This window comes from Campylobacter sp. JMF_11 EL3, assembly GCF_027736965.1.
Lineage (GTDB): Bacteria > Campylobacterota > Campylobacteria > Campylobacterales > Campylobacteraceae > Campylobacter_B.
On sequence record NZ_JAOVTJ010000002.1, the window covers coordinates 170,392 to 185,343 of the forward strand.

18 protein-coding genes are annotated in these 14,952 nt (G+C 42.0%); 7 read left to right on the forward strand and 11 right to left on the reverse strand.

The window, feature by feature from the left end; genetic code table 11:
* Positions 1-30 precede the first annotated feature (30 nt).
* Complete coding sequence (locus OFN67_RS04405; RefSeq protein ID WP_270868530.1) at positions 31-894, reverse strand: menaquinone biosynthesis family protein; 864 nt, start codon at positions 892-894, stop codon at positions 31-33.
* 124 nt (positions 895-1,018) lie between these two features.
* Between OFN67_RS04405 and recA the strand changes: the two genes are divergently transcribed.
* From recA to OFN67_RS04435, 6 genes are read left to right on the forward strand one after another with little or no spacing between them, the layout of a single operon-like run.
* Entirely contained in the window at positions 1,019-2,056 is a 1,038-nt protein-coding gene (gene recA, locus OFN67_RS04410) for a recombinase RecA (RefSeq protein WP_270858502.1), read from the forward strand.
* Positions 2,056-3,306 (forward strand): phosphopyruvate hydratase, encoded by a 1,251-nt coding sequence (eno, locus tag OFN67_RS04415; protein ID WP_270862959.1) that lies wholly within the window; start codon positions 2,056-2,058, stop codon positions 3,304-3,306. The genes recA and eno overlap by 1 nt, the downstream gene beginning before the upstream one ends.
* The gene (locus OFN67_RS04420) at positions 3,306-3,872 is read left to right on the forward strand and encodes an FtsB family cell division protein (RefSeq protein WP_270868531.1); all 567 of its coding nucleotides are present in this window, start codon (positions 3,306-3,308) and stop codon (positions 3,870-3,872) included. The genes eno and OFN67_RS04420 overlap by 1 nt, the downstream gene beginning before the upstream one ends.
* A complete protein-coding gene (locus OFN67_RS04425) occupies positions 3,869-4,603 on the forward strand; it encodes a hypothetical protein (RefSeq protein ID WP_270868532.1) in 735 nt (244 codons plus the stop codon). The genes OFN67_RS04420 and OFN67_RS04425 overlap by 4 nt, the downstream gene beginning before the upstream one ends.
* Before the next feature lie 9 nt (positions 4,604-4,612).
* Positions 4,613-5,245: an NAD(P)H-dependent oxidoreductase gene (locus OFN67_RS04430; RefSeq protein ID WP_270865815.1), complete on the forward strand. Its 633-nt coding sequence runs from the start codon at positions 4,613-4,615 to the stop codon at positions 5,243-5,245.
* A 10-nt stretch (positions 5,246-5,255) separates the two neighbouring features.
* Positions 5,256-5,873: a hypothetical protein gene (locus OFN67_RS04435; RefSeq protein WP_270865816.1), complete on the forward strand. Its 618-nt coding sequence runs from the start codon at positions 5,256-5,258 to the stop codon at positions 5,871-5,873.
* Positions 5,874-5,948: 75 nt separating this feature from the next.
* On the opposite strand, the gene OFN67_RS04440 is transcribed toward OFN67_RS04435, so the two are convergent.
* From OFN67_RS04440 to rpmJ, 7 genes are all read right to left on the reverse strand, one after another.
* A complete protein-coding gene (locus OFN67_RS04440; protein WP_270868533.1) occupies positions 5,949-7,754 on the reverse strand; it encodes a Na/Pi cotransporter family protein in 1,806 nt (601 codons plus the stop codon).
* Between the two features lie 154 nt (positions 7,755-7,908).
* Positions 7,909-8,265 carry a 50S ribosomal protein L17 gene (gene rplQ / locus OFN67_RS04445; protein WP_270858509.1) on the reverse strand — a complete coding sequence of 119 codons (357 nt, stop codon included), beginning with the start codon at positions 8,263-8,265 and terminating at the stop codon, positions 7,909-7,911.
* Positions 8,266-8,274: 9 nt separating this feature from the next.
* Complete coding sequence (locus OFN67_RS04450; protein WP_270858510.1) at positions 8,275-9,294, reverse strand: DNA-directed RNA polymerase subunit alpha; 1,020 nt, start codon at positions 9,292-9,294, stop codon at positions 8,275-8,277.
* Positions 9,295-9,304: 10 nt separating this feature from the next.
* The gene (rpsD, locus tag OFN67_RS04455; RefSeq protein ID WP_270858511.1) at positions 9,305-9,931 is read right to left on the reverse strand and encodes a 30S ribosomal protein S4; all 627 of its coding nucleotides are present in this window, start codon (positions 9,929-9,931) and stop codon (positions 9,305-9,307) included.
* A gap of 18 nt (positions 9,932-9,949) precedes the next feature.
* Positions 9,950-10,342 (reverse strand): 30S ribosomal protein S11, encoded by a 393-nt coding sequence (gene rpsK, locus OFN67_RS04460; protein ID WP_270858512.1) that lies wholly within the window; start codon positions 10,340-10,342, stop codon positions 9,950-9,952.
* Positions 10,343-10,352: 10 nt separating this feature from the next.
* Positions 10,353-10,721, reverse strand: a complete 369-nt coding sequence (rpsM, locus tag OFN67_RS04465; RefSeq protein ID WP_270858513.1) for a 30S ribosomal protein S13 — start codon at positions 10,719-10,721, stop codon at positions 10,353-10,355.
* A 3-nt stretch (positions 10,722-10,724) separates the two neighbouring features.
* Positions 10,725-10,838: a 50S ribosomal protein L36 gene (gene rpmJ / locus OFN67_RS04470; protein WP_270858514.1), complete on the reverse strand. Its 114-nt coding sequence runs from the start codon at positions 10,836-10,838 to the stop codon at positions 10,725-10,727.
* A gap of 250 nt (positions 10,839-11,088) precedes the next feature.
* Here rpmJ and OFN67_RS04475 point away from each other — a divergent pair, with 250 nt between their 5' ends.
* Positions 11,089-11,694, forward strand: a complete 606-nt coding sequence (locus tag OFN67_RS04475; RefSeq protein WP_270868534.1) for a lactate utilization protein — start codon at positions 11,089-11,091, stop codon at positions 11,692-11,694.
* A 157-nt stretch (positions 11,695-11,851) separates the two neighbouring features.
* On the opposite strand, the gene hisIE is transcribed toward OFN67_RS04475, so the two are convergent.
* The 3 genes from hisIE to OFN67_RS04490 form a co-directional block, all read right to left on the reverse strand.
* Positions 11,852-12,652, reverse strand: a complete 801-nt coding sequence (gene hisIE / locus OFN67_RS04480) for a bifunctional phosphoribosyl-AMP cyclohydrolase/phosphoribosyl-ATP diphosphatase HisIE (RefSeq protein ID WP_270868535.1) — start codon at positions 12,650-12,652, stop codon at positions 11,852-11,854.
* Positions 12,653-12,715: 63 nt separating this feature from the next.
* The gene (locus tag OFN67_RS04485) at positions 12,716-13,798 is read right to left on the reverse strand and encodes an SPFH domain-containing protein (RefSeq protein ID WP_270862946.1); all 1,083 of its coding nucleotides are present in this window, start codon (positions 13,796-13,798) and stop codon (positions 12,716-12,718) included.
* A gap of 8 nt (positions 13,799-13,806) precedes the next feature.
* A complete protein-coding gene (locus OFN67_RS04490) occupies positions 13,807-14,733 on the reverse strand; it encodes a branched-chain amino acid transaminase (protein ID WP_270868536.1) in 927 nt (308 codons plus the stop codon).
* Positions 14,734-14,952 lie beyond the last annotated feature (219 nt).

The window sequence follows — 14,952 nt, forward strand, 5'->3', positions numbered from 1 at the left end:
ATGGCAAATTCTAGTCATAAATTTAAAATTCTACGAATTCCTAATCTCGCTATATTCCGTCGGTATCAGCATATCTCTCGCGCAAATTTGTTCGCTATAAAAGCCGTGCTGGGAGCCCAAATCAAAGAGCTTTTGCACTGCGTTTAATTGCGTTTCGTTCATTGAAATCGAATTTTCGTTTGCATACAGCCCTAGATACTTTTCTAGTTTTTTATCATCAACTCGCACCAAATCTCGCTCAATCAGCATTTTTGAAAGCAAAGATTTATTTGCGTGAGCGACCCGCACGGCGTCAGTCAGCACCCTTTCGCACTCAATTGCGTCTGTGAGTGGCAGAGATCTGCGAAGCGCCATACCGCCAAGCGGAAGCGGTAAATTTTCGCCATTTAACTCGCTCCAAATATCCCAAATTTCGCGCTCCACGCACAAATCACTAGAAAAATCCAAAATGCTCTCGTGTATCAGCACCCCAGCATCGACCTCGCCGCTAAGCACGGCATTTTCGATTTCTAAGAAATTTTTATAAACAATCCTAGCATTCGGGTAAGCAATGCGAAAAATCATCGCATTTGTCGTGTGTTCGCCACTAAGGGCGACTTTGAAATTCGGTTTTAGCTTCACGCCTTTTTTCTTTATCAGTTTTGGGCCATAGCCTTCGCCAAAGCTCACAGCCGTGCGAAGTAGAGTGTAATCGGCGTAAATTTTTGGATACAATGCAAAAGAGATAGCGCAAACATCGTAAGTCCCAGCAAGACTTGCCAAATTTAGCGTTTGAATATCGTCCGCGTGGTTAGAAAATTTAAGCCACGATGAACTAACCCAGCCAAATTTTATCGCCATATACATAAAAATATCGTCCGCATCGGGCGAGTGAGCAACGCTAATGTTTTTCATAATCTTACCTTAAATTTGATTTTGTGCAATCATAACAAAAAAGGGTTAAATTTCGCCATATAACACAACCTATTATTAAAGTTATTTTGCTAAAATCAGCGGTAAATTTTTTTTAAGGAACACTATGGACGAAGGAAAGAAAAAAACCCTTGACGCCGCGCTAAAATCGATTGACAAAGCGTTTGGCAAAGGCACTTTGGTTCGCCTTGGCGATAAGCAAGTCGAGGCGATCGACGCGATATCCACAGGCTCAGTCGGCCTTGATATCGCCCTTGGAATCGGTGGCGTGCCAAAGGGCAGAATTATCGAAATTTACGGACCAGAAAGCTCTGGTAAAACTACTTTGACACTTCATATCATCGCCGAGTGCCAAAAGGCTGGCGGAATTTGCGCATTTGTCGATGCCGAGCACGCGCTAGATGTCAAATACGCCGCAAATTTGGGCGTAGATACAGACAATTTGTATGTGAGCCAACCTGATTTTGGCGAGCAGGCCCTTGATATCGTCGAAACCCTAGCCAAAAGTGGTGCAATTGATTTAATAATTGTAGATAGCGTCGCAGCACTTACGCCAAAGAGCGAAATCGACGGCGATATGGGCGATCAGCATGTAGGACTTCAAGCAAGGTTAATGAGCCAAGCGCTTCGCAAACTCACAGGCGTCGTGCATAAAATGGGAACAACGGTGATTTTCATCAACCAAATTCGTATGAAAATCGGTATGACAGGATACGGCTCGCCAGAGACCACCACAGGCGGAAATGCGCTGAAATTTTACTCATCAGTGCGTATTGATATCCGCAAAATCGCCACACTCAAACAAAACGAGGAGCCAATCGGCAACCGCGCGAAGGTAAAAGTGGTCAAAAACAAGGTCGCTCCGCCGTTTAAAGTGGCAGAATTTGACATTATGTTTGGCAAGGGCGTTTCCAAAGTCGGCGAGTTAATAGATTATGGCGTCAAACTCGACATTGTCGATAAAAGTGGCGCGTGGTTTAGCTATGGCGATACGAAGCTTGGTCAAGGTAGAGAAAATGCCAAAATTTACCTAGAAAATAACCCGAGCGTAGCCGATGAAATTCTAGGCAAAATAAAAGAACAAATGGGAAGCGAAGGCGTGAATTTAAGCGATTCTAGCGATGATGATAAAGGAGAAGAATAATGGTATTCGTAGAAAATGTGTATGCAATCGAGGTTTTAGATAGCAGAGGTAATCCGACAGTCAAAGCCACAGTCGAGCTAAGCGACGGCACGGTAGCGAGCGCAGTAGTGCCAAGTGGGGCAAGCACTGGCAAAAGAGAGGCTTTGGAGCTTAGAGATAAAGACGCGAGATTTGGCGGAAAAGGCGTGCTAAAAGCAGTCGCTAATGTAAATGAAGCAATCGCTGAGGCAATCGTGGGAGCCGATGCGTATAATCAAAAATTTATCGATGATACTATGTTAGAGCTTGACGGCACCGAGAATTACTCAAATTTAGGCGCAAATGCTGTTTTGGGCGTCTCTATGGCGGTTGCAAGAGCGGCTGCAAAAAGCCTAAATATGCCACTATATCGCTATTTGGGTGGGGCAAACGCTAGCATTTTGCCTGTGCCGATGTTTAATATCATCAATGGTGGCGCACACGCAAACAACAGCGTGGATTTCCAAGAATTTATGATTATGCCGTTTGGTTTCGATAATTTCAGCGACGCTTTGCGCGCAGCAGCCGAGATTTATCAAACTTTAAAGAAAATTCTAAATGACGCAGGTCATAGCACGGCCGTGGGCGATGAGGGCGGTTTTGCGCCAAATTTAAAAGACAACGAAGAGCCGATTAAAATCATTATGAGCGCGATTGAAAAGGCTGGATACAAACCAGGCGAGCAGATTAAAATCGCCCTAGATGTCGCTTCTAGCGAGCTTTACGAGGACGGAAAATACAAATTAGAAGGCAGAGAATTCACAAGCGAAGAGCTAATCGAATACTACGCGAATTTGTGCGAAAAATACCCGATTTTCTCTATCGAAGATGGCCTAAGCGAAGACGACTGGGACGGCTGGAAAAAGCTAACCGAGCGCCTTGGCAAAAAAGTGCAACTCGTGGGCGATGATTTGTTTGTAACAAATGAGAAAATTTTGCTAGAAGGTATCAAAAAAGGCGTGGCAAATGCGATTTTGATTAAACCAAATCAAATAGGCTCTGTTAGCCAAACCATGCAAACTGTCCGCCTAGCGCAACGCAACGGCTATCGCTGTATTATGAGCCACAGAAGTGGTGAGAGCGAGGATGCGTTTATCGCTGATTTCGCGGTCGCGCTAAATACTGGCGAAATCAAAACTGGTGCTACTTCAAGAAGCGAACGCAACGCAAAATACAACCGCTTGCTTGAAATCGAGTGCGAAAGCGACGAATTTTTGGGCAACAAACTATAATGCTTTTTAAAAAAAAGGGTAGTGGTGCGCGCGAGCTTGGCTCTTACGCCCAGCGCGCACAATTTGGCGATGATAGCGAAATTTTAAGCCAAATCGGGGCTAAATTTTACGATGAGCAAGAGGGCAAAAGTGAAAATTTAGCCGGGAATTTCTACGAACAAGAATTTGGCGCGAATAGCGCAAATTCGGCGCAAAAGCCAAATTCGGGCGCAAATTTTACGCCAAATTCTAACCAAAATTCAGGCGCGAAAACGCGCGCCCCGCAAAGCCCAAATTCGCAAAATTCTCAAAATTCGCCAAAATTTAGCAAACCTAGAAATTTCAGAAAAATCGAATCGCCATTTAAAAAGATCGCCATTGCGCTTTGCGGGCTAGTGGCTATCGCTTATGCTGGATTTTTCTTATACGATGTGCTTTTTGGCAAGCGTTCGTTGGAGGTTTTGCGCGATTTGCAAAAGCAAAAGGCATTTTTGTTTTCGGATATCGAGAGGCTAAAAAGCGAAAACGCCGAGCTTCAAAAGACATATTTGGAGCGCAGATTCCTAGATCCGGATTTGGTTGAATGAAAATTTTACTACCCTTTTTATGCGCAGTTTTACTGCTAGCTGATACAAATTCTAGCGCGAATTTAGACGCAAATTCCACAAACAAAGACAAAAATTCAAGCGCAGAACAAAATTTAAGCGCGCCTAAATTTCAGGTCATAAAACCCATAATCCCGCCAGATGACTTTACCTCGCAGCTGTTTTCGCTCCCCTCAAACGCCAAGGTAATCGAGCAAATCGTGGTGCGTTATAGCGACGAAAACGGCGCAACACAGGAAAAAATCATCGACATAAATCGCTCTGTGGATTGGCGAGATGATTTTATGCTAAGTGCGCGAGCTAAACCTGCGCTTTCTAAAATTTTAGATGTTTCTGTTACTTCAAATGACCCAAATTTGGAGCAAAACGGCGGTATTTCTATGCCTAAGCCATACTTTACGCCACGCCTTGATTTGCCGTTAGAGACGATTAAATTTGACGATAAATTGCAGTTCGTTATTAAAAATCATAGTCTTGAAATCATCACAAAAGATGAGCTCAAATCCCTCGACACAAACAAAAGCAAATTTGCAAAAATCGAGCTTTTTAGGGACGAAATGAAGCTTAGTCAGGCCGGATTTATGGTAAATGTGGGCGGGTTTTATGACATTAATATCACCAGAGATGAGGGTTTTTACACCCTCGAAATCAGTGGCGAATCAAACGCTAGCTTTGAAAATTTCGCCAATGGCTACATAATCAAACTAAAATAAGGAGAGAGTATGACACATACAGAAATTTTAAATTTTCGCCACGCATGCAAAATTTTTGACGAAAACAAAAAAATATCAGACGAGGATTTCAGAGCAATCCTAGAAGCTGGAATTTTAGCTCCAAGCTCGACTGGGCTTGAACAATGGGATTTTTTGGTTATACAAAATGATGAAATGAAGCAAAAAATTTGCAATCTTTGCTGGAAACAGCCTCAAATCACCACCTCAGCGCGCCTTGTCGTAATCATGGCGAAAATTTCTGAGCTCAAAAACGGTAGCGAATACATCGCCAAAATGATTTCTCGCCGTGAGGACAAAAGCGCAGAAGAGCGCGAAGCGAGGGTGAAATTCTACGATGAATTTTTAAATGCAAATTTCAAAAATGACGATGAATTGCTATTTGGCTGGTCGCACGCTCAGTGTATGTTCGCAGCGATGACTATGATGAACGAGGCCGCAAGTCGTGGGATCGATAGCTGTGCAATCGAGGGGATTGATGATAGGGCTGAGCTTACAAGAGTGCTAGGATACGAGCCAAACGACCGCCGCGTGGCACTCGTGCTTCCGTTTGGATACCGCGTAAATCCACAGCCTAAAAAACTGCGCCGTGCATTTGACGATGTCGTAAAAGTGATAAAATAAAGGAAATTTCGTGAAAAAGCTTTTTTCTTTTGCCCTTGTTTGCGCGCTTTTTGCTGGTTGTGCGCACAAGGCCGAGTTCAAAAACGGCGCAGATGTCGCCCCGTATGATGAAAATATCCTAGTCGCAAACGCCATGCAGGAAGCCCAAATTTATATCCCGGCTGAGATTATGAGCGAGCAAACTTTCGTCTCTTCAACTAGCCTTGGTAAGAAAAAGGATCTAACCCTTAGCCTTGGCGAGTTTGTCGGAGGCGAGACAAAGCGATTTATCGGCTCGTATTTGGTGCGAGCAAATACGATAAGCGATGAAAAACTTATAAGCCCTAGCGCGCTTTTAGTCGTCCCGCAAATCAACGATTTTAAATTTGGCTTTTATAGCGCAGACGGCTTTGATGTGACGGCAAAACCATTTATCAGCTACGATTTGAAGCTTAAAATTCTAAAAAACGGCAAGCCGATTTATAATAAAACAATCTCTACAAACGAGAGAAATTTCGGTGATAGCGAGTTTTTCGGCGGTGGAGATGGCTCGTATGAGCAACTAGCTGAAATTTTCCAAAAAGCCCTTGCTAACGACTATGCAATCCATGCCAGAGAGATTATCGATACGATAAATTTGGCAGATTAATCCAAATGCCCCTTTACCAAAAGGGGCTAAATTTGGTGCGAATTTACTACTTAAATTTGACACAAAAGCGAAATTTCACGCCTCTTTTGGGCGCAGATTATCGCGAATAATTTCAAAATCATCATTTTCTTTGCCGTAATTAAATGTAATTTCCACGATTTTTAAAAGCCTAGAAGTGATTTCATTGACGATTTCCATATCGTTCATCAGCGAGGTCGCCATTTTGTTTGAAATGAGCTTTTCGGCTAGAAGTTTATCGGGTGCAAGCGCACTTTTGCGGTATTCTTCAAAAAGCGCCCTAAGCTCCTTCATACCCTCTTTGCTATCAATTTCGAAATCGCGCAAACTCTCCATAATGCGAAGCATTTTTACGATTTTTGCGCGCAGTTTGTCGTATTCGGCGCGGATATGTTCGTTCGATGAGCTCATAAATTTAAAGATATTTGGCTGGATTAGTTTGACATCTTTTAGCGTTTCGGCTAGAAGCAAGCTTGCCCTGCGGATATTCATAAAGCGCGCCAAATCGCTGTCTTTGGCGTTTGCGCTAGCGCCGATGAGGTAGTCTGTGATTTGCGAATAAAGCTCTTTGAAGCGGTTTTCGTAAAGCTCGTCGAAATTTATCTCCTTTGGCTTCGAGCGTTTGGCGATAATCTCAGCCGAGCCAAGCTCCGAGCTAAGGTCATTTTTGCTAATGCTGATTGATTTTGCCACGATTGAGACGGTGTTAGAATACAGCCTGCCCATTTCTTTGATAAGCAGGATAAATGCCGTATTTGGCACCTTTTGCGCGTTTTCATCGAGAAATTTTGCCTTGATGATTTTGGCGCGTTTGACCTTGCCGGTAATGATTTTATTTAGTAAAATTTCTAGTTTCGAGATCAGCGGATAAAAAATCATGCACCCAAAAGTATTAAAAATCGTGTGAAAAACAGCGAGTTTGATTGCGTAATCATCGCTTTTTATCCCCACATACGCGCTTAGTAAATCCGTAGCTAGCACGAAGTATTTTATCAGCGCGATTACCAAAATAGCCGTGGCGACATTGAAAATCACATGGCCAAGCATTAGCTTTTTTCCGTCGAAATTCGCAGAAAGTGAGCCAATTACTGCCACGATTGTGCTTCCGATATTTGAGCCAATGGCGATTGCGATTGCGTTTTCATAGCTTATCTGCGACGCACCAAGAGCTGCGATGACAAGGGCGAGTGTGGCGTGCGAGCTCTGGGTCAGTATCGTAATGACAATACCCACAAATGTGTAAATCAAAAGCCCGCCAAACCCGCTCATTGCGTATTTTGCTAGATCGACCGTCTCTTTGATCTCCTCAAATCCGCCTTTCATATAGTGGATTCCTAAAAACAAAAGCCCTAAACTAAATAAAAAATAGCCAAAACTTTTGGAATTTTGGTTTTTGGTGAATAAAAACAGCGAGCCTAGGATTATCAGAGGCATTGCGTAGTATGCAATTTGCGTTTTTAGCCCCAGGGCAAAGAGCCAACCACCAGAAACCGTGCCTAAATTTGCCCCGCAAATGATAGCTAGCCCAGCACTAAGCCCGATTAGCCCCGCGCTTAAAAACGATATCGCAAGCACGCTAACTAGGCCACTTGATTGCATGATAAAGGTCGTGATAAACCCAAAAAGGAAGCTTTTAAATTTGCTAGAAGTTACGCTGTGCAAGAAATTTTCGATTATGCTTAGACCGCTTAGGGCTTGATTTAGCAAATTTATCGCAAAGATAAAAATGCAAATTCCAAAGGCGATTGTCATAAAGCTCTTTGAATACGCCATTAGCGCACAAGCGATTATAAGGATAAGGCCAAAGGCGATTTTGCGCCTTAAATCAATTAGTTTTTTTAAAAAATCATTTTGGATTTGCAACTTTTTCCTTTTTTTATTTTAAGGCTTTTAAAAGTCGAAATATTACAATATTTTGCGTAAATTTGGGATTAAAATCTAAATTTAAAGGTTGAAATTTAAAGGGAAATTTGAAGAATTTTAAAATTTAAAATTCGGGATTTCTCCCGAATTTCGATTATTTGCTAATTAGCTCGATGTATGCCATCTCAGCTGCGTCGCCACGGCGAACGCGAGTTTTGATGATACGAGTATAGCCACCATTTACACCCTCGTATTTTGGAGCGATTTCGGTAACTAGTTTGTTTGTTGCGCCTTTGTCTTGTAATGCAGCGAAAACAAATCTATGAGCTTCGCTATCGCCTTTTCTAGCTCTTGTGATTAGTTTTTCAGCATAACTTCTAAGCTCTTTTGCCTTAGGAAGCGTTGTCTCGATTTTGCCGCTATTTACTAGTGCGATAGTTAAATTTTTTAGCAGTGCAGCACGATGAGACGAAGTGCGACCTAGCTTTCTATATCCGTGATTGTGTCTCATTTATTATCCTTAATTTTTTGATTGTGCTTTAAGCTCTTCAAGCTTTTGTTTAAGGCTATCTTTTTTGCTTAAAAATTCTGGTTTATCATTACTCAATGGATAACCGATTTCTTCCATAATGCCTTTAATCTCTTCAAGAGATTTTTTACCTAAATTTTTAAGGTCTTTTAGCTCTGATTCGCTCATAATAGCGATTTCACCGACAAATTTAATATCGGCTTTTTCTAAGCAGTTAAAGCTTCTTGCACTTAAATTCAAACTATTAATGCTTTCAAATAATTTAGCAAATTCTGAATTTGTAGGGATTTGTTTTCCCAAAGTATCAGAAATATTGATATTTACTATGCCTTTGAAAACGCTTAGTTGTTGATACATAGCCTCTAACGCATTTTTAAATGCGTCGATTGCGCTTACTTGTCCGTCAGTTGTGATCGTAAATACTACTCTTTCGAAGTCTGGGTTATCCTCGACTAGGATATTTTCGATATCATACACTGCTTTTGTAACAGGCGTAAAGAAAGCGTCAAGCGCGATATAATCGCTATCAAGAGTGTCTCTTATCTCTTCGCTTGGAACATAACCAATGCCCTTTTCTACGATTAGAGTAAATTTCAAATCGGCATCTTCGTTAATAGTAGCCAAATATGCGCTAGGATTTACTACATCGACCAAATCGTTAGCAAGATCGCTTCCGCAAATCTCTTTTGGTCCTTTGAAGCTGTATTCTACAACCTCTCTTTTTGAATCGCCTTTGATTTTAAATCTTAGGCTTTTCAAATTTATAATAAATGCAGCAACATCTTCGAGCATACCTCTCATACTATCAAATTCGTGGGTTACGCCCTCGATTTTGACAGCAGTCGGAGCGAATCCGACGGTGCTAGTATATAGCAATCTTCTTAAAGGGTGAGCCAGAGTGACGCCGTATCCTGTCTCAAAAGGATATGCTACGATTTTAGCAACATTTTCGCTGACATTTTCAACCTTTAATTCAGTTGGCATATGAGCTGATGTTGTAATTTTTCTCATGTTTCACCTACTATTTAGAGTAAAGCTCTACGATAAATCTTTCCTCGACAGGAATAACTATTTCATCTCTTTCTGGAACGCGTGAGAAAATTCCATATCTTTTCTCTTTCTCTACATCGACCCAAGCAACGATACCTGTTTGAGCTGTCAAATCAACCGCTCTTGAAATTTGAGGATTGTTTTTGCTTTTTTCGATAACTTCGATTTTTTGTCCAGCTTTTACATTGTATGATGGGATATCTAGTCTTTTTCCATCGACTAAAATATGTCCGTGAGTTACAAGTTGTCTTGCAAAACGGCGAGTTGTAGCAAAGCCCATTCTATAAACTACATTATCAAGTCTTTGCTCTAATAGTTGGATTAAAATCGCACCTGTGTTTCCATCGCGACGAGCAGCTTCTGCGAATAGTTTGCGGAATTGTTTCTCGCTAACGCCATACATAAATTTAGCTTTTTGTTTTTCTCTTAGTTGTGAGCCGTATTCGCTAAGTTTAGCGCGTCTTTGTCCGTGTTGGCCTGGCGCATAAGGTCTTTTTAGAAGAGCGCTTTTTCCAGCTAGTCTTCTTTCGCCTTTCATAAATAAATCAACGCCTAGTCTTCTTTCTAATTTTTCAACTGGTCCTGTATATCTAGCCATTATATTCTCCTAAATTTATTATACGCGGCGGCGTTTTGGTGGTCTGCAACCATTGTGAGCCAAAGGAGTAATGTCTTTGAAATATGTAACTTTAATACCCTCAATAGCACCCACGCTCTTTACAGCAGTTTCTCTACCGCTACCTGGACCTTGAACTTTGATACCAACTTCTTTAATGCCATGCTCTTTTGCTTTGCCAAGCGCATCTTCTACTGCTTGTTGAGCTGCGTATGGAGTTGATTTTTTGCTGCCTTTAAATCCTAGTCCGCCAGCACTGCTCCATGCGATAGCATTTCCCATTTCGTCTGTAACTGTAATCATTGTGTTATTAAATGTAGCAGAGATATAAACGATACCTTTTGCTATATTTTTTCTAACGGTTTTTTTCTTAACAACTTTTCTTTTTGCCATTTCTTAATCCTTATTTAGTTGCCGCGCCGACAGTTTTGCGTTTGCCCTTGCGAGTTCTAGCATTTGTCTTTGTTTTTTGACCGCGAACAGGAAGACCTTTTCTGTGTCTTAAACCTCTATAACCACCCAAATCCATCAAAGCTTTGATATTCATCGCAACTTCTTTTCTAAGATCACCCTCAACCATATAGTTTTCTTGGATCTCTTTGCGGATTGTAGCAGCCTCATCTTCGCTTAGATCAGCAACTCTTTTGTCGTAAGAAATGCCAGTGGCATCAAGAATTTTTCTTGAAGTGAAAAGACCTATACCATAGATATAAGTTAGGCCATACTCAATTCTTTTTTTCTTTGGTAAATCAACACCTGCGATACGAGCCATAACTTATCCTTGTCTTTGTTTATGTTTTGGATTGTCACAAATTACATGGACAACACCTTTGCGTTTGACGACTTTACATTTGTCGCACATCTTCTTAACAGAAGGACGAACTTTCATCCTACACTCCTAAAATTTTATTCCGCTTAATGCAACTTGCACTTAGGTTTAACGAATTTCAGGTGAAAGTATCAAACCAACTGTTTTCAAAATAGCGGTGATTTTGAAAACACTTCTTCACGCAGTTAGTTGCAAAAAATGGCAAATTTATCCAAATTTAGCTTTAAATTTACTTATTTAACGCACAAAATTTAAATTAAATTTTTGCAAATTTTGATAAAATACCAAAATTTTATTTCAGGGGGCAGGTATGAATTTCGACAAAATAACCAAAAATTTGGAAAAATTAGGTTACAAGGTCAGCGCTTTTGAGAGCAAAGAAAAGGCTGTGGAGTATCTAAATATCTATATCCACGATGTCAGTGTGGGCTTTGGCGGTTCGATGAGCGTCAAGGAAATGGGGCTGTATGAGAGCCTCAGAGAACACAACGAAACCTACTGGCACTGGCTACTTGACAAAAATCTCAGCGTCGATGAAACGCGCAAAAAAGCCCTTACGACCGATGTTTATATCTCGTCTGTCAATGGTATTTCAGAAGACGGCGAAATCATCAACATCGACGGCACCGGCAACCGCATAGCAGCGATTTGCTACGGGCACAAAAAGGTCTATTTCATCGTAGGCAAAAACAAAATCGCGCCAGATTTTAATAGCGCGATGAGCAGGGCTAGAAACATAGCCGCCGTGAAAAATACAAATCGCTTTAAATCAAAAACCCCATGTGTCGCAAACGGGGATAAATGCTACGACTGCAAGAGCAAAGAGCGCATGTGCAGGGGATTTAGCATATTTTACTATCCGCCGTATGGCTGTGAATACGAAGTGATTTTGATCAACGAAAATTTAGGATTTTAAGCAAATTTCGCTGTTTTGTCATTGCGGGCACACCTTGCTCGCAATGACAATTTACGAGTGTGAAATTTAAAAGCCCATAGCTTAAAATTTTCAAAATTTATTCGAATTTCCTTAGATTACAACACTTTGCCCATAATGACAACAAATTCGCAGGATTTTATTTTTCCTGCCTTGAATTTTTCTCCTCTATCCCGCTGATACCCTCACGGCGTGCAAGCTCGCGCAAAATCGTCTCAGGGTGGATTCCATGATCCCCCAAAGCCACAAGCATGTGAAAAATAATATCCGCGCCCTCGTAAATCGCATCGTATTCTGGCTCGCCTGCTCTATGCTCGCCAAAACGCGCCCGTTCGGCCTCTGGTGCAGATTTTGCGCGGGTTAGATCCTTGCAAGCTAGCGCGAACTCGCACGCTTCCTCGGCGATTTTTTTGAGATAGCTATTTTCGCCCTTTTTATACAGGCTTGCGACATAGGATTTTGCAGGGTCTGCGTTAAATTTCCTATCTAGGCAAACATGGTAAATTTCATCTAAAATATCATAAGGCGAAATTTTGCAAGCAGTTTTGGGCGCAGTGTTTTCATTACCCAAAATTTGCGAATTTTGCTCCGAATTTTGCGTCAAATTTGCCAAATTCTCGCCAAATTTTACTTTATTAAAAAAACAGCTCTTCTCTCCCGTATGGCACGCCACACCGCCCTTTTGCTCGACTTTGAGTAGTAGCGTATCATTATCGCAGTCTAAAAACGCAGATTTTATGATTTGCTCATTTCCGCTTGTTTCGCCCTTTTTCCAAATGCGATTTTTCGTGCGCGAAAAATAGTGCGCTAGCCCCGTTTCTAGCGAGAGAGATAGCGCCTCTTCGTTCATATAGCCAAGCATCAAAACAGCCCCATCGCTGTAATCTTGCACCACAACTGGAAGCAAGCCAGCGACCTTTTGCCAATCAACTTTAATCATAAAATCTCCGTTTTTGATAAATTTACGCAATTTTGCAATCCTAGGAAAGGATTGCAAAATTTATTATTCGCTAATCGCCGATTGTTGCGGTTTGTTTTTGGTATCGACCCAGATATTTGGCACCGCACCGCCTGGGGTTAGGAAAATCTGCGCGTCTTTGTTTTCACGCAAAGCCTCGTTGAATTTCGCCTGAGTTTCGATTTGCTTTAAATTTAGCAAATTTTGATTTAGGCTTTTTGCGATTTCAGTGTTTGCATACGCCTGTGCGTCAGCCTCGATTTTCACGGCGTCCGCCTTGCCTTGGGCTTCGATTTTTACAGCATCAGCGTTACCTTTGGCAAGGGCTGCTTTTTTAAGAGCCTCTTGGTTAGCGCGCTCGACCTCGTATTTGGTGCGCTCTGCCTCTTGTTTAGCGATTTGCACGCGCTCGATTTGCTCTTTGATTTTTGGCGGAAGTATAATCTCACGAAGTTGCACCGCTCTTAGCTCCACAGGAGAATTCGATAGAGCGTCTATATTTGAGCGGATTCCTTGATCGATTGCCTTAGCGATTTCCTCGCGTTTGGTCGGAAGCTCCTCGGCTGGGTAGTTTCCTATGACGCTACGCACGACATCTTTGACGCGAGGATCGATGATTTTATCCTCCCATAAAAGCCCCCACTCCGCAATCGTCGCAGGCGCGGTGCTCTCGTTTAGTTTGTATTGAACAGTAATATCAACACTAACTGGCAGGTTACGAGAATCCAAAACAGAGAGCGAATTTTTGCGGATGATTCCGCCGATACTTCCGCCACTTGCCCTGCTTGTAGCCATATCCTCGTTGCTAGTGTAGTTGATGATTCTCACGCGCGTATCAATCACAAAAATATCTTGGATAAACGGCACGAAAAAGTGGATTCCAGCGCCCAGCGGTGTGGGATCGTATTTACCCAAATTTGACTTAATGCCAACCTCGCCTGATTGGATAGTGGCAAATGGTTTTGCAATGATAAAAAGCGCGATAATAGCGATTAAAAAGTAGAAAAATCCGCCGAATTTAAAGCCGCCTAAATTCTGCAAATTTGGCCCCTTAAAGCTAAATCCACCATTTTCGTTGCCACCATTTTTTTTATTTTTGTTGAAATAATCATTTAAATCTGCCGGCATAATTATCCTTACTTGATATATGTGAGCCAGTGCTCAAATTTAGGGTCTTTGCCAGTAACGACCGCAAAATACGCTTTTTGCAATTTGCTTGTGATCTCGCCCATTTCGCCCTTGCCGATAATGCGTCCATCGATATTGCTAATCGGCGTAACCTCAGCGGCTGTGCCTGTGAAAAACGCCTCATCGGCTGCATAGACTTGATCGCGCGAAATGCGTTGGCGAAGGACTTTTATGCCCAAACTCTCGGCGATTTGGATAACTGAGTTTTGAGTGATTGACTCCAAGCTAGTATCGTTTGGCGGAGTGATTAGCGCGCCGTCTTTTACGATAAACAAGCACTCGCCCGGACCTTCTGCGACGAATCCTTGTGGATCAAGTAGTAGCGCCTCATCGTATCCAGCATCGACAGCCTCGAAGTTTGCCATTTGTGAGTTGAAATAATTCGCACTCGCTTTTGCCTTTGCCATCATTGAGTGTTGAGCAGGTTTCGCCCAAGATGAAATTTTGACCTTAATGCCCGCTCTTAGGGCTTCCTCGCCCATATACGCGCCCCATTGCCACGCAGCTACGACTGTATCGACTGGGACATCTTTTAGCGAAACACCCATAGAGCCGTATCCTAGGTAGATTAGCGGGCGGATATAGACGGTTTGATCGAAGTCGTTTTTGGCTACGACATCGATTTGCGCCTGACGCAACTCATCGAAGCTATAAGGGGTTTTGATTAGGCAGAGTTTGGCTGAAACTAAAAGTCTTTTTGTGTGCTCATCAAGGCGAAAAATCGCATAACCTTTGTCTGTCTTGTAGGCTCTTACGCCCTCAAATACTGCGTTTCCATAGTGAAGCGAGTGAGTTAAAACGTGAGTGGTAGCCTCAGCCCATGGGATTAGCGAGCCGTTTTTCCAAATTAAATTTGCCGGTTGAACCTTTGCCATTTTACATCCTTTTTTGAAATTTAAACCTGTGATTTTATCTAAAATTTTATAAATTTTGACTTTTCGAAATTTGGGCTTTTTTAAATTTGTTTAATCTGTCATTGCGAGCTTTCGCAGAAAGCGAAGCAATCTACGAGCGAAAATTACCAAAATGCAAATTCCGTGTCATTGCGAGAGCCGAAAGGCTCGAAGCAATCCAGAAAAATTTAAATTCAAAAT

What these genes read in the sequence shown, in the direction of transcription:
- OFN67_RS04405 (WP_270868530.1), bottom strand. Translation starts at nt 894, where the DNA reads ATGAAAAACATTAGCGTTGCTCACTCGCCCGATGCGGACGATATTTTT.
- recA (WP_270858502.1), top strand. Translation starts at nt 1,019, where the DNA reads ATGGACGAAGGAAAGAAAAAAACCCTTGACGCCGCGCTAAAATCGATT.
- eno (WP_270862959.1), top strand. Translation starts at nt 2,056, where the DNA reads ATGGTATTCGTAGAAAATGTGTATGCAATCGAGGTTTTAGATAGCAGA.
- OFN67_RS04420 (WP_270868531.1), top strand. Translation starts at nt 3,306, where the DNA reads ATGCTTTTTAAAAAAAAGGGTAGTGGTGCGCGCGAGCTTGGCTCTTAC.
- OFN67_RS04425 (WP_270868532.1), top strand. Translation starts at nt 3,869, where the DNA reads ATGAAAATTTTACTACCCTTTTTATGCGCAGTTTTACTGCTAGCTGAT.
- OFN67_RS04430 (WP_270865815.1), top strand. Translation starts at nt 4,613, where the DNA reads ATGACACATACAGAAATTTTAAATTTTCGCCACGCATGCAAAATTTTT.
- rplQ (WP_270858509.1), bottom strand. Translation starts at nt 8,265, where the DNA reads ATGAGACACAATCACGGATATAGAAAGCTAGGTCGCACTTCGTCTCAT.
- OFN67_RS04450 (WP_270858510.1), bottom strand. Translation starts at nt 9,294, where the DNA reads ATGAGAAAAATTACAACATCAGCTCATATGCCAACTGAATTAAAGGTT.
- rpsD (WP_270858511.1), bottom strand. Translation starts at nt 9,931, where the DNA reads ATGGCTAGATATACAGGACCAGTTGAAAAATTAGAAAGAAGACTAGGC.
- rpsK (WP_270858512.1), bottom strand. Translation starts at nt 10,342, where the DNA reads ATGGCAAAAAGAAAAGTTGTTAAGAAAAAAACCGTTAGAAAAAATATA.
- rpsM (WP_270858513.1), bottom strand. Translation starts at nt 10,721, where the DNA reads ATGGCTCGTATCGCAGGTGTTGATTTACCAAAGAAAAAAAGAATTGAG.
- rpmJ (WP_270858514.1), bottom strand. Translation starts at nt 10,838, where the DNA reads ATGAAAGTTCGTCCTTCTGTTAAGAAGATGTGCGACAAATGTAAAGTC.
- OFN67_RS04475 (WP_270868534.1), top strand. Translation starts at nt 11,089, where the DNA reads ATGAATTTCGACAAAATAACCAAAAATTTGGAAAAATTAGGTTACAAG.
- hisIE (WP_270868535.1), bottom strand. Translation starts at nt 12,652, where the DNA reads ATGATTAAAGTTGATTGGCAAAAGGTCGCTGGCTTGCTTCCAGTTGTG.
- OFN67_RS04485 (WP_270862946.1), bottom strand. Translation starts at nt 13,798, where the DNA reads ATGCCGGCAGATTTAAATGATTATTTCAACAAAAATAAAAAAAATGGT.
- OFN67_RS04490 (WP_270868536.1), bottom strand. Translation starts at nt 14,733, where the DNA reads ATGGCAAAGGTTCAACCGGCAAATTTAATTTGGAAAAACGGCTCGCTA.